Origin of the sequence: Gordonia sp. X0973 (genome assembly GCF_013348785.1) — a bacterium.
Lineage (GTDB): Bacteria > Actinomycetota > Actinomycetes > Mycobacteriales > Mycobacteriaceae > Gordonia.
On the sequence record NZ_CP054691.1, the window covers coordinates 1,307,072 to 1,319,843 of the forward strand.

General features: G+C 67.9%; 16 protein-coding genes and 1 tRNA gene. 12 read left to right on the plus strand and 5 right to left on the minus strand.

All coding sequences use genetic code 11. From position 1 onward, the window contains the following. The first annotated feature begins 1 nt into the window (after window position 1). The 7 genes from clpS to murI are packed head-to-tail and all read left to right on the plus strand — an operon-like array spanning window position 2 to window position 4,653. On the plus strand, window positions 2-319 hold the full coding sequence (gene clpS, locus HUN08_RS06425; RefSeq protein ID WP_174900887.1) for an ATP-dependent Clp protease adapter ClpS: 318 nt from the start codon (window positions 2-4) through the stop codon (window positions 317-319). An 11-nt stretch (window positions 320-330) separates the two neighbouring features. Then, entirely contained in the window at window positions 331-924 is a 594-nt protein-coding gene (locus HUN08_RS06430) for a DUF2017 domain-containing protein (protein WP_301546974.1), read from the plus strand. Then, window positions 921-2,030, plus strand: a complete 1,110-nt coding sequence (locus HUN08_RS06435; protein ID WP_124248356.1) for a P1 family peptidase — start codon at window positions 921-923, stop codon at window positions 2,028-2,030. The genes HUN08_RS06430 and HUN08_RS06435 overlap by 4 nt, the downstream gene beginning before the upstream one ends. After that, entirely contained in the window at window positions 2,030-2,509 is a 480-nt protein-coding gene (locus HUN08_RS06440; protein ID WP_124248357.1) for a Mov34/MPN/PAD-1 family protein, read from the plus strand. Before HUN08_RS06435 ends, HUN08_RS06440 begins: the two co-directional genes overlap by 1 nt. Before the next feature lie 2 nt (window positions 2,510-2,511). After that, a complete protein-coding gene (locus tag HUN08_RS06445; RefSeq protein ID WP_124248358.1) occupies window positions 2,512-2,811 on the plus strand; it encodes a MoaD/ThiS family protein in 300 nt (99 codons plus the stop codon). 1 nt (window position 2,812) lies between these two features. Further along, window positions 2,813-3,799: a PLP-dependent cysteine synthase family protein gene (locus HUN08_RS06450; protein ID WP_124248359.1), complete on the plus strand. Its 987-nt coding sequence runs from the start codon at window positions 2,813-2,815 to the stop codon at window positions 3,797-3,799. A gap of 32 nt (window positions 3,800-3,831) precedes the next feature. Continuing rightward, window positions 3,832-4,653, plus strand: a complete 822-nt coding sequence (murI, locus tag HUN08_RS06455; RefSeq protein ID WP_174900888.1) for a glutamate racemase — start codon at window positions 3,832-3,834, stop codon at window positions 4,651-4,653. Between the two features lie 70 nt (window positions 4,654-4,723). Here the strand turns inward: murI and HUN08_RS06460 are convergent, their stop codons facing one another. Then, complete coding sequence (locus HUN08_RS06460) at window positions 4,724-5,833, minus strand: type I restriction endonuclease (protein WP_301546926.1); 1,110 nt, start codon at window positions 5,831-5,833, stop codon at window positions 4,724-4,726. 304 nt (window positions 5,834-6,137) lie between these two features. Between HUN08_RS06460 and HUN08_RS06465 the strand changes: the two genes are divergently transcribed. From HUN08_RS06465 to rdgB, 3 genes are read left to right on the plus strand one after another with little or no spacing between them, the layout of a single operon-like run. Continuing rightward, window positions 6,138-6,920 (plus strand): cyclic nucleotide-degrading phosphodiesterase, encoded by a 783-nt coding sequence (locus HUN08_RS06465; protein WP_124248360.1) that lies wholly within the window; start codon window positions 6,138-6,140, stop codon window positions 6,918-6,920. 25 nt (window positions 6,921-6,945) lie between these two features. Further along, entirely contained in the window at window positions 6,946-7,707 is a 762-nt protein-coding gene (gene rph / locus HUN08_RS06470; protein ID WP_124248361.1) for a ribonuclease PH, read from the plus strand. Continuing rightward, on the plus strand, window positions 7,707-8,318 hold the full coding sequence (rdgB, locus tag HUN08_RS06475) for an RdgB/HAM1 family non-canonical purine NTP pyrophosphatase (RefSeq protein ID WP_124248362.1): 612 nt from the start codon (window positions 7,707-7,709) through the stop codon (window positions 8,316-8,318). The genes rph and rdgB overlap by 1 nt, the downstream gene beginning before the upstream one ends. A 41-nt stretch (window positions 8,319-8,359) precedes the next feature. On the opposite strand, the gene HUN08_RS06480 is transcribed toward rdgB, so the two are convergent. The 3 genes from HUN08_RS06480 to HUN08_RS06490 form a co-directional block, all read right to left on the minus strand. Continuing rightward, entirely contained in the window at window positions 8,360-10,102 is a 1,743-nt protein-coding gene (locus tag HUN08_RS06480) for an HNH endonuclease signature motif containing protein (protein ID WP_124248363.1), read from the minus strand. A gap of 74 nt (window positions 10,103-10,176) precedes the next feature. Further along, the gene (locus HUN08_RS06485) at window positions 10,177-10,536 is read right to left on the minus strand and encodes a DUF3817 domain-containing protein (RefSeq protein ID WP_124248364.1); all 360 of its coding nucleotides are present in this window, start codon (window positions 10,534-10,536) and stop codon (window positions 10,177-10,179) included. After that, complete coding sequence (locus tag HUN08_RS06490) at window positions 10,533-10,964, minus strand: transcriptional regulator (RefSeq protein ID WP_124248365.1); 432 nt, start codon at window positions 10,962-10,964, stop codon at window positions 10,533-10,535. The genes HUN08_RS06485 and HUN08_RS06490 overlap by 4 nt, the downstream gene beginning before the upstream one ends. A gap of 67 nt (window positions 10,965-11,031) precedes the next feature. Here HUN08_RS06490 and HUN08_RS06495 point away from each other — a divergent pair. Further along, window positions 11,032-11,113: transfer RNA gene (locus tag HUN08_RS06495), tRNA-Leu, on the plus strand. A 66-nt stretch (window positions 11,114-11,179) separates the two neighbouring features. Here the strand turns inward: HUN08_RS06495 and HUN08_RS06500 are convergent. Then, a complete protein-coding gene (locus HUN08_RS06500) occupies window positions 11,180-11,917 on the minus strand; it encodes a trypsin-like serine protease (protein ID WP_124248366.1) in 738 nt (245 codons plus the stop codon). A gap of 116 nt (window positions 11,918-12,033) precedes the next feature. Between HUN08_RS06500 and HUN08_RS06505 the strand changes: the two genes are divergently transcribed. Further along, entirely contained in the window at window positions 12,034-12,768 is a 735-nt protein-coding gene (locus tag HUN08_RS06505) for an HNH endonuclease family protein (protein ID WP_301546927.1), read from the plus strand. The last annotated feature ends 4 nt before the right edge of the window (window positions 12,769-12,772 follow it).

Here is a 12,772-nt window from a genome sequence, read left to right on the forward strand (position 1 = left end):
CATGTCCCTCGAGTCAGGCGGCAGCGCGGCCGCGCCTTCGGGTGCCACCGTCGCCGAGCCGGAGACGACGGTCGACGAGTCGATCGACCGTCCGTGGGTGGCGGTCGTCTGGGACGACCCGGTGAACCTGATGCCGTATGTGACCTACGTGTTCCAGAAACTGTTCGGCTACTCGCGCGCCAAGGCACACGAACTGATGATGCAGGTACACACGGAGGGCAAGGCTGTCGTCTCGTCGGGGTCGCGGGACCGGATGGAGGCCGACGTGCGCAAACTCCACACCGCCGGGCTGTGGGCGACGATGCAGCGGGATTCATGAGCGTGCACCATCTGGCCGGGTGGAGGCGACGGGGTTCGGGCGAGCGCGCCACCTACTCCGCGCACTGCAGCCAGCACGAATCCGAGTTGCTGCGGTCCATCGTCACCTCGATGTGCGAGCTGCTCACCGAGCGCGCCGACTCCGCGCCCGTCGACGACCTCTCGGCGCTCACCGGCATCGCGTCCGGGCACTCGGTTGCGCCGCAGGACGCGACGCTGGGCCGGTTGCTGCCCGACTTCCACCGGCCCGACCAGGACGAGGAGCTGGGCTGCGACGCGGTCAACGGGGACCTCAACGGCGCGTTGCGCAGCATCAACGAGCCGCTCATCATCGACGACAAGCTGGCCGCGGCGCATTGCCTGCTCGACACCGTGCCGGTGGGCGGCGGCGAGATCACCCTCACCGCGGCGCAGGCCGACCAATGGCTGACCGCGATCAACGACGTGCGGCTGTCGTTGGGGGCGATGCTCGGCATCTCCGAGGACACCCCAGAGGAATTGGCACCCGACCATCCCTATGCCGCGCACTTGCACGTGTACCGGTGGCTGACCGAGCAGCAGTGGATCCTCGTCGAGGAGATGATGGGGAGTGGGGAAGGCCGATGACGACGAGCACGCCGGGCGACCGGATCACCGAGGTCGCCGGGATCGGCGTCGGCCACCACACGCGCCTCGACGCCGAGGTTGTTCTGGGCACGCCTGAGTCCGCGGGTAGCGGCTGGGCGACGGGGACCACCGTCGTGACGGTTCCGCCCGGAGCCGCGGTCGCCGTCGACGTCCGCGGCGGCGGGCCGGGCACCCGGGAGACGGATCTGCTCGATCCGGCGAACACGGTGCAAACGGCGCACGCCATCGTGTTGAGCGGCGGCAGCGCGTTCGGGCTCGCCGCGGCCGACGGCGTGATGCTCGGGCTGGAGGAGCGCGGCATCGGGCTCCCGATGGACACGCTGGGCCACGTGGTGCCGATCGTCGCCGGGGCGGTGATCTTCGACCTCCTCGTCGGTGACTGGTCGGCCCGCCCGGACGCCACCTTCGGCGCCGCCGCGCTGGCCGCCGCCGGACCGGATTTCGCCACCGGCACGGTGGGCGCCGGCACCGGTGCGCGGGCCGGTGCGCTCAAAGGCGGCATCGGCACGGCGAGCATCACTTTCGACGAGGGGGCGGCTGCCGGGATCACCGTCGGCGCGCTGATCGTCGCCAATCCCGTCGGTGACGTGCTCGATCCCGCCACCGGTTTGCCGTGGGGCGCGGGCGAGAGCGATCTGCGGTACTACGGGCTACAGCCGCCGTCGGAGTCGGACCGGGCCGCGCTGGGGGCGGCGCGCGCCAAGTCGACGCCGCTGAACACGACGATCGGCGTGGTCGCGACCGACGCCGATCTCGACCAGGCTTGCACCAAGCGGATCGCGATGGCGGCCCACGACGGCCTGGCCCGCGCGATCGTGCCCGCGCACTCGCCGCTGGACGGCGACACGATTTTCGCGGTCGCGACCGGTGCCACCCCGGGTTCGGCCCGCGACGCGCTGCGCGGTCTGACGCCGCCGGGGATGCACCCCGACGTGGCGATCGTGGCCGCCGTGAGCGCCGCCGCGGCAACGGTGACGCAGCGGGCGATCGTCAACGCGGTGCTGGCCGCCGACCCGGTGGCCGGATTGCCCGCGCTGCGGGAGCTGCTGCCGTCTGCGCTGGCGCCGGCCGATAGCGGGGAATGATGCTGCGGATCGATCGTCGGCTGGTGACGCAGATGGTGGAACACGCGCGCGCCGACCATCCCGACGAGGCCTGCGGAATCCTGGCCGGTCCGGCGGGGTCGGACGATCCGACGCGGTTCGTGCCGATGCTCAACGCCGAGCGCTCGCCGACGTTCTACCGGTTCGACTCGGGTGAACAGCTCAAGGTGTGGCGGGCGATGGACGAGGCCGACGAGGAGCCGGTCGTCGTCTATCACAGCCACACGGCCACCGAGCCCTACCCGTCGCGGACCGATGCCGGGCTGGCCGCTGAACCCGGCGCCCACTACGTGTTGATCGGGACGGCCGATCCCGACGTCGCCCTGGTGTGCAGCTATCGGATCGTCGACGGGGAGATCACCGCCGAACCCGTCGTCGTCGACGGGGAGGGCGGGGACGGCCCGGCCTTCGTCGTGCCCGATCCGGACTCCGACGACCATCCAGCCCGAAACAAGGAGTGATCATGTCCGTCTCCGTATCGATCCCGACGATCCTGCGGCCGCACGTCGGCGGGGCCAAGCGGGTCAGTGCCGACGGCACGACGCTGGCCGAGGTGTTCGCCGACCTCGAGGCCAACCACCCCGGACTCAAGGGGCGGCTGCGCGACGACGACGGCGCCCTGCTGCGCTTCGTCAACATCTATGTCAACGACGAGGACGTCCGCTTCACCGGCGGCCCGGACACCCCGGTCGGCGACGGGGACGACGTCACCGTGCTCCCGGCCGTCGCCGGGGGCGCACCGTTCATCGCCGCCGGGGGCTGAGGTGGCGCGTTACGACTCGCTCGTCGAGTCGGTGGGCCACACCCCGCTGGTCGGATTGCCGCGGTTGTCACCGCGCTGGGCCGACCCGGCGCCGGGAGCGGAGCGAATGGACCTCCACGTCCGGTTGTGGCTGAAGCTCGAGGACCGCAATCCGACCGGGTCGATCAAGGACCGGGCGGCGTTGGCGATGGTCGAGGCGGCCGAGCGCGACGGGACGCTGAAACCCGGGGCGACGGTGCTGGAGCCGACGAGCGGCAACACCGGGATCTCGTTGGCGATGGCCTGCAAGCTCAAGGGGTACCGCCTGATCTGCGTGATGCCGGAGAACACGTCGGCCGAGCGACGGCAGTTGTTGGAGATGTACGGCGCGCGGATCATCTCCTCGCCCGCCGCGGGCGGGTCGAATACCGCTGTCGCGGTGGCCAAGGAGCTGGCCGCGGACAACCCGGATTGGACGATGCTCTACCAGTACGGCAACGAGGCCAACGCCCGTGCGCACTACGAGCACACCGCGCCCGAGCTGTGGGCCGATCTGCCGGAGATCACGGCATTCGTCGCGGGCCTGGGCACCACCGGCACCCTGATGGGGGTCGGTCGGTTTCTGCGGGAGAAGCGCGACGACATCGCGATCGTCGCGGCCGAGCCGCGGTATGGCGACGAGGTCTACGGCCTGCGCAACGTCGACGAGGGGTTTGTGCCGGAGCTCTACGACGAATCGGTCCTCACCAGGCGCTTCTCGGTGACCGGCGAGGACGCGGTGGCGCGGGTGCGCGAACTCGTCGAGGTGGAGGGGATCTTCGCCGGGGTGTCGACCGGGGCCATCCTGCACGCCGGGATGCGGCTGGCGCAGGCGGCGGTGCGCGCCGGCGAGTGCGCCGACATCGCGATGGTGATGCCCGACGCGGGCTGGAAGTATCTGTCGACCGGCGTGTACGGGGCCGATCCCGACGCCGCCGTGGCGGGCGTCGAGGGCCAGCTGTGGGCATGAGCGCCGATGCGTCGGCGTAAAATCGTCTCACTGTGGACCAGGCCAGCCCGATCAGCATCGACCAGCAGGCGCCGATCGGCATCTTCGATTCCGGTGTGGGCGGCCTGACCGTCGCGCGCGCGATCATCGATCAACTGCCCGACGAGGACATCGTTTACATCGGCGACACCGCCAACGGTCCGTACGGCCCGCTCACGATCCCCGAGGTCCGCCGGCACGCGTTGGCGATCGGCGACGAGCTGGCCTCACGCGGCGTCAAGGCCATCGTCATCGCCTGCAACACCGCGTCGGCCGCATGTCTGCGCGACGCCCGGGAGCGATACGCGCCCATCCCGGTCATCGAGGTCGTGCTGCCCGCGGTCCGTCGGGCCGTCGCGACGACCAAGTCCGGGCGCATCGGTGTGATCGGCACCCAGGCCACGGTCTCCTCGCGCGCCTACGAGGACGCGTTCGCGGCCGCGCGCGACGCACAGATCACCTCGGTGGCCTGCCCGAAGTTCGTGGACTTCGTGGAGCGCGGGATCACCAGCGGGCGCCAGATCCTCGGATTGGCGCAGGGATATGTGGAGCCGCTGCAGGAGGCCGCCGTCGACACGTTGGTACTCGGCTGCACGCACTACCCGCTGCTGTCCGGGGTCCTCCAGCTCGCGATGGGCGAGGAGGTCACCCTCGTCTCCAGTGCCGAGGAGACCGCCAAGGATGTACTGCGGGTGCTGACCGAGATGGACCTGCTGCACCCGCACTCCAACCGCGAGAGCAAGCGCGTCTTCACCGCGACCGGCGCCCCCGACTCCTTCGCCAAGCTGGCCAAGCGGTTCCTCGGCCCGGCGGTCGGGCACGTCGAGCACCTGTAGCGTCGATTCGACCGTAATGCCGAGGTTTGGTGTCGCTATCCGGTCGCAAACCTCGGCGCAGCGGAAGTCGTCAGGTCAGGTGGCTGCGGATCGTCTGCCGAATCTGGTCTGACACGCGGTAGATGTCGACCACGGATTCGATGTCGTGCCGAGTCGGTGCATCTTTTCCACGCTCGAAGGTCGATACGAACTTCACATTCTGACCGTTCAAGTGCAGGCGAATAACAGGTTTGCGGTTGTTGTCGTCCAAGAGCACGGCGAAGTATGCCTTGCCGTCGCGGAAGCTGACGCGCTCGGGCGGGACTTCGGCGACGGCGATCGCCCTCACGATGTTGAACCCATCGATCTCCTCATCGGTCGTGACGATGTCCGGCGACGGCGTGTCCGCCTCGACGAGGGGTTCGGTCTCGATCTTGGTCTGCTGCCTAGCCGCCACTGATGCGTCGTTCTCCGCGTTTGCGTCGTCGCCCAACGCGGCCTTGAGTCGGTCGTTGACCTGTGCGCCGACGTATTGACCGAGTGCCTTCGCGACGAGGGGGCGGAACTGGTCGAGCACTCTCTGAGTCGCCTTGCCGTCGTAGATTCGAGAGACGAAGTATCGGACCCAATCGTCGGAAGGTTCTTTGACCTCGTCGGCGATCAGACGGCGGATACCGCCGACATACTTCAGCTCTTGTGCGGCGTTGATAACCGAGTCCAGATCGAAAGCGTCCTTCGATAGCTTCTGAATTTCGGGCAGGAGGCTGCGATCCAGATCGAGTAGGTCGAACACCAGGAACGGCTTCTCGTCCATACGGTTCGGCAGCTCGCTATCGGTGAACACCTGGTATTCCTGTCCGTTGGTCAGGATCGCGATGCGGGCGGACGTGACCGAGAAGTAGCGGAAGAGCTGGCCTGCATGTCGAAGATCAAGGGGTGATCCGATGGGTTTGCATTCGATCAGAAGTTGAATGCTTCCATCGTGGAAGATTGCGTAGTCGACCTTCTCGCCGCGCTTTAGCGCCACATCAGCGGTGAACTCTGGCACCACCTCGGCCGGATCGAATACGTCATATCCGAGCACGTTGGAGATGAACGGCATAATGAAGGCATTCTTTGTAGCTTCCTCGGTTTCGATGCCGTCTTTCGTGGATTCAATCTTCCGTGCCAATGCGCTGATTTGCTCGCTGAGCGTTGCCACGATCGACTCCCATCGCCTTTGAAGTGGGACTCACACTATTCCCTGTGGTGAGGACCGCGTGCGTGTTCAGGCCGAAACCTTGTCGGTCGCAGCTGGCCAAGCGGTTCCTCGGCCCGGCGGTCGGGCACGTCGAGCACCTGTAGCGTCGATTCGACCGTAGTGCCGAGGTTTGGTGTCGCAATACGGTCGCAAACCTCGGCGCAGCGGAAGCCGATGTGGACGTGAGCAGCGGAGCCGGGTCACAGATGGGTCGCAACAGGCCATTCGGCGTCGGGCGTCGAGCGCGGCATGGCAGAGTGGTGCCATGCATCTGACAGTCCTTGGATGCTCGGGCAGCGTTAACGGCCCCGGGGCGGCGTGTTCGGGATACCTTGTGTCCGCCCCCGGTGAACTGCCCGTTCTCATCGACTGCGGACCTGGCGTGTTCGGGGAACTCCAGGCCGTCGCCGACCCCAACGACGTGGCAGTGGTGTTGAGCCACCTGCATGCCGACCACTGCATGGACCTGCCCGCGATGTTGGTGTGGCGCAGATGGGCGCCCGTTCCGGCGACCGGCCGCGCGCCGATGTTCGGACCGGAGGGAACCGCACAGCGGATCGGCGCGGGTTCGTCGGAGTTCCCCGGCGAGATCGACGACATCAGCGACACCTTCGACGTCGCCGAGTGGGTCGAGGGCGAGCCGGTGGCCCTGCGGGGGCTCACCTTCGACGCGCGCAAGATGGACCATCCGCCGGCGACCTATGGTCTGCGGATCGCCGGCCCGAACGGGGAGGTCCTGGCCTACAGCGGTGATACCGCGCCCTGCGATCAGCTCATCGAGTTAGCGCGCGGCGCCGACGTCTTCCTGTGCGAGGCATCGTGGACGCACGACCCCGCTAACCGGCCGTCGCATCTGCACATGTCCGGGGTGGAGGCGGGGCAGGCGGCGCAGGCCGCCGGCGTCGGGGTCCTCGCGATCACGCACATACCGCCGTGGACCTCGTCGGCCGACATCCTCGCCGAGGCGCGGTCTGCCTTCTCCGGTCATATCGAGCTGGTGCAGCAGGGCCAGGAGTTGGACGTGTCGGCGGTGGCGTCGCGGGCCTGACGCGCAGGGCATTAGAGTTGTGCGCGTGACGACACGTGCAGACGGCCGAGCCGACGACGAACTCCGGCCCATTCGATTCACCCGCGGATTCACCACCCACCCGGCCGGCTCGGTGCTGGTCGAATTCGGTCAGACCAGGGTCCTGTGTACGGCCAGCGTGACCGAGGGCGTGCCCCGGTGGCGCAAAGGCTCCGGCAAGGGCTGGCTCACGGCCGAGTACGCGATGCTGCCCGCGGCCACGCACGAGCGCAACTCGCGCGAATCGGTCAAGGGAAAGGTCGGCGGCCGCACCCACGAGATCAGCCGGTTGATCGGCCGGTCGCTGCGCGCCTGCGTCGACCTCTCGGCCATCGGCGAGAACACCATCGCCATCGACTGCGACGTCCTCCAGGCCGACGGCGGCACGCGCACCGCGGCGATCACCGGTGCCTACGTCGCCCTCGCCGACGCGATCACCTACCTGCGCGCCGGTGACAAGCTCACCGACCCGCAGCCGCTGTCCTGCGCGATCGCGGCCGTCAGCGTCGGCATCGTCGACGGGCGGGTGCGCCTGGACCTGCCGTATGAGGAGGACTCGCGCGCCGAGGTCGACATGAACGTCGTCGCGACCGATGCGGGCACCCTCGTCGAGGTGCAGGGCACCGCCGAGGGGGCGACCTTCTCCCGCGCGACGCTCGACAAGCTGCTCGACCTGGCCCAGGCGGGAACCGAGAAATTGTTCGCCGCCCAGCGCGAAGTGCTCGCCGACGACTACCCGGGCGTCCTGCCCGGCGTCGCGAACTCCTGATGACCCGCGTCCTGCTCGCGTCGCGCAATGCCAAGAAGCTGACGGAGCTGCGCCGCGTCGTCGCCTCCGCCGGTCTGTCGGGCATCGAGATCGTCGGACTCGACGACGTGCCGGCCTACCCGGAGGAGCCGGAGACCGGGGCGACCTTCGAGGAGAACGCACTCATCAAGGCCCGCTCCGGGGCGGCGGCGACCGGGCTGGCCTGTGTGGCCGACGATTCCGGGCTGGCCGTCGATGCGCTGAACGGCATGCCGGGTGTGCTCTCCGCGAGATGGTCGGGTCGTCACGGCGACGATCAGGCCAACAACGACCTGCTGTTGGGCCAGCTGGGCGATGTGCCGGTCGACCGTCGCGGTGCCGCCTTCGTCTCGGCCTGCGCGCTGGTCCTGCCCTCGGGGGCGGAGACCGTCGTGCGCGGGGAGTGGCGGGGAACCATCGTGTCGGCACCGCGCGGGGCATCCGGGTTCGGCTACGACCCGCTGTTCGTCCCCGACGACGAGGCCGCCGGGGGTCGTACCTCGGCCGAACTCGAGCCTGCCGAGAAGGATGCGCTCAGCCACCGGGGCAAGGCATTGGCGCAGTTGCTGCCCGCGCTGCGTCGGCTGGGCTGACCACTTCGGGGAGTGACGTCAGAGAGTGACGTCAGAGTAAGTCAAAAGGGCGGGTCGCCATCGGTTTCGCGGGGGCTGGTCTTGCGCCGGTGGTAGTCGTGTTCGGCGGCTTCCCATTCGAGGGCGAGCCGGTGGGCGCGGTTGGCTTGACGTTCTGCCCGACGGCGGGCGTGTTTGGCTTTGGTGCGGTCGCGGGGAGGCCGGTGGTCGAGTGACCGCGACGAAGGAGCGGTTGTATCGAGACCCGGCCGATGCCAGCGAATCTCGTCGAGACTGAGGAACAGGTCGGCGTTGGTTTCGGCGGGTCCGGGACACCGGATGCCTTCCGGGGTGATGACTTCGGAGATCAGGCGCCCGCGGGGACTGCGGTATTGGTCATCGACCCACCTTTCACCGAAAGTCTTGAGCAGGTGGTGCAACCGGCATTTTGCCGCTAGGCCATCGGGAGTGGTTTGCCCACCTCGTTCGGGATGGTCGTGGTCGTACTCGGTGACGTGGTCCAGATCGCACCGAGATGCCGGTTGGTCGCAGCCGGGGGCGGTGCAATACCCGTCGCGGGCTCGCACGAACACATCTAGTGCGGTGGACGGACGGTAGGGGTTCGACGGCAGATGCGTCGGCAACGACAACGCTGCACCACTGCTGCCGGGCGTGCCGGTGGTGGGTGCGAGGGGTCGGATCCGGGTGTCGTCGCGGTCGATCAGGTCGCGTAGGTGGGCGGCGGAGATGACGCCGTGCCCGTCCATGAACGCCGGCTGGTCGTTGTGGCAGTCGACGGTGCTCTGGTCGGCGATGACGTGCACCAACACACGGCCCTTGGCGATCGCGGTGTTCTGGCGGTCGGCCACCCATGCTGCGAGTGCGTCGGGCTCGGGAATTGTGGCGGTACACGGCTCAGTGCTGTCACCGGTGGTGGCGTTGGTGTGGTCGCAGGTGAACGTGGTGCCGGTCAACAACGCGAACAGGGCGTCGCATCGCCGCTCGCTCGTGGTGCGACGATCGTTGGGGCACACCGTGTCGGCGAGTAGGTGCACGCTGCCCAACGCGATCTGGGCATCGTGGGCGGTCATGGTGGCGCCGAGGGTGGCCATGCCGTCGGCACCGGGGGCGATCCAGACGGACCGCGATTCTTTCGCATTCTCGTGGCGGCGGCGCACCGCGTCGGGGTCGTGGCGGAATACGATCCGATCGATCATGTCGACCAGGCGCTTGTTGGACCACGTCCCGGTTCGTCCGCGCAGCAAGTCGGCGATCGCGGTATCGATGTCCGCTGACCACGGTTCGATCAGTTCGACGCGTGTGATGATCAATCGGAACTGGCGAGGTGAGATGATCCCGTCCCGCAGACAAGTACCGACTTCGACAAGTCGATCACGCATGACGATTGCATCGGCGAGCCAGGATTCGGCCGAGCGTTGGGTGATGGCCCGGGACATGGCGATGCGAGCGGCGGCCTGGGTGTCGACGTCGAGGAGTTTGACCCCACCCGCGGACGGTTCGGGTTTCCCGGTGGCCAGCAGTTCGGTGTGCATGGCCCCGATCTCGCGGTACTCGATCCACGCCAACATCGCCGCTGCGGACCCGCAGCGGGCGAGGACATCGACGGTTGCCTCGGGTTCGCCGACCGCGAAGGCGGCCGGTACTGCGACCGCGCGGGCGCGCGATTGCCACAGGAGATCATTGGTGGTGAATTCGGCCCACAGCTCTGCCAGACGTGGGTCGATCGGGGTGGGGAACACACTCTGGACCTGCGGCACGTCTCGCGCGGCGGCTGTGGTGTTCATACACCGAATTCTATCGAATAAATGTTCTATCTACAACCCTAAGACTGCAGGTGAGGCCACATCGCCAGGGTCTTCTAGAGCCCGAACTGCGCTTTGACGTCCTTCGTGCGGATGTGCTCGACGTAGAAGGACAGGAACGGGATCGTGCCGGCCAGGGCGGTGGCGATGGTCTTGCCGATGCTCCACCGCGCCTTGAACGCGAGGTCGAGGCAGAAGATCAGGTAGACGAAGTACACCCAGCCGTGGACGATCCCGATCCAATTCAGGTGTTGGACACCGAAGCCGTACTTGGCGATGATCTCGGCGACGAGCACCAGCAACCAGATACCGGTGAACCAGGCGAGGGCCCGATAGCGCGCGAGGGCACCGGGGATCTTGGCCGCGTTGGCCGCCTGCGTCGCGGTGTCGGGGGTGGTGGGCTGGGTGTCGGTCACGGGGACATCCTATCGGCGTCGTTCGCGTCGGTATCGTTCAGCTGTTTCAGGTAGGCGTTGTAGCTCGCCAGCTCGTCGTCGTCGGTCGGCCGACCGGCCAGGTCGTCGCGCACGGCGTCGACGCTGGGCAACGTCGGCCGCTGCGGCAGCAGGTCGTCGGGGATCTCGGTGCTGGCGCGCAGCCGTGCCTCGAGCTTCGCCTTCTCCTCCGGGTCGCTCTCGAGGACCACGAAGCGCCGGTAGGCATAGATCACCGCGGCGGCGAACGCCGGCCATTGAAGTGCGTAGCCGAGGTTCTGGAAAGTGCCGGCGGCGGACTCGAACCGGGTCCACTGCCAATACGCGAGTCCCAGGCAGGTCAGCGCCGCGACCAGCGTTAACGCGATCAGCGCCGGGCGGTGGCGCCGTGGTTGACGGGTCTGCGACATACGTTCGACGGTACCCGTCCCGACCGTGTCGAGGGCAATCGCCTCGGTGTAGTGTGGTGCGCGCTACGCGCGAGTGGCGGAATTGGCAGACGCGCTGGATTTAGGTTCCAGTGTCTACGGACGTGCAGGTTCAAGTCCTGTCTCGCGCACCGGATAGACCAGCGCCGGGCCACTCGTCGACGAGTGGCCCGGCGCTGGTGTTGGTCCCGGTTGGGCTACCGCAGGTTGCCCGGGGTGAACGAGATCGGCGTGTAGAAGGAACGGATGATCGGGCGTCCCTTGGCGTCGGTCGAGGTCGGGATCGACGAGACGATGCCGACGATCTGGCCCGCGCCGTTGCGGACCCCGCTGCCCGAGTCGCCCGGCTTGGACTGGAAGGAAGCCTCGATCACGAGCGTGTGCTGGTTGACCAGCAGCGCCGGCGGGATCACGGCGCACACGGCGCCGGGGGTGAACAGCGGGCACTCGACGGCCGTCAGGAGCTGCGGCTTCGGGTTGACGACGGCGCCGCGCGTGGTGCCGGTGGTGATGCCGGTCTTGCTGACCGGCGCACCCTTGGCGATGCTGCCGCTCCAGTTGATGGCGTCGACCTTGGTGGCCAGACCCGGGTTCAGCGTGATGACCGCCAGGTCGGCACGGCGGGAGATCAGGTTCGACGTGATGGTGCCGATCTGTCCGCCCTTGGCGTTGTAGACCTTGGTGCCGACCTTGCCGCAGTGGCCCGCGGTGATGGCGCGCCGGTTGCTCACGACGGCACCGAGGGTGCACTTGGCCGGGGTGACGAGGCCGTAGCTACCCAGGTCCACGATGGTCTTCTCCATCGTGATCTCCATTCCGGAGTACACGGGGGCGCCGGAGGGGGCCGGTGCTGCGGCGGCAGGGGCGGCCATGCCGATCGTCAGGGCGACGGCGGCGGGCGCCAGGGCGGCAGTCAGCAGGGCGGATGCGCGCATGGGTGGTCTACCTCGATCTGTCGGGAGGGTGGTCAACTTCACTGAACTTAGTTGCAATTGATGCGGATGGGCAACGCAGAGACCGCTTTGACACCTACTTGACGCATAATTTGGATGTGATTCACAGGTTCCGGACGGCCGCAGTCGTACTCGCGGGTCTGCTCGTGCTCTCCGAATCGGGCTGTGGCCTGCAGGATTACCTGTTGGAAAAGGCCGAATCGGTCAGCGCGTCGGGTATTCCGTCCACCGTGGCCATCGGCCCGGCCTCGACCTACATCGATACCGCCGGCCTCGGCAAGCTGCTGCGACTGCCGGTGCGCAGGCGAGTCTCGATGCAGGGCTATACGCGTGACGCGTTCGGGCCGCTGTGGGACGACAACGTCGACGTGGAGTTCGGCCACAACGGCTGCAACACCCGCGACGACATCCTGCGCCGCGACCTGACCGACGTGGTGATGCGCCCGGGCGGGTGTTTCGTCTCGACCGGGACGCTGCACGACCAGTACACCGGGCAGGCGGTCGCCTTCGTGCGCGGCCCGACGACCTCGGGCGCGGTCGAGATCGACCACCTGGTGTCGCTGGCCAATGCCTGGACCACCGGGGCGCGGTACTTCGACGACGCGAAACGGCGCAACCTCGCCAACGATCCCCGCAACCTGCAGGCGGTGCAGCGGTGGGTCAACCAGGACAAGGGACCGATGGACGCCGCCGTGTTCCTGCCGCCGAACCGCGCGTACCGGTGCACCTACGTCAACCGGCAGATCGACGTGAAGCTGGCCTACGGACTTTGGGTCACCCAGAACGAGGCGGCCGCGATGCGCGCGGTGCTCGCGACGTGCGTGAAGGCGTGAGCGC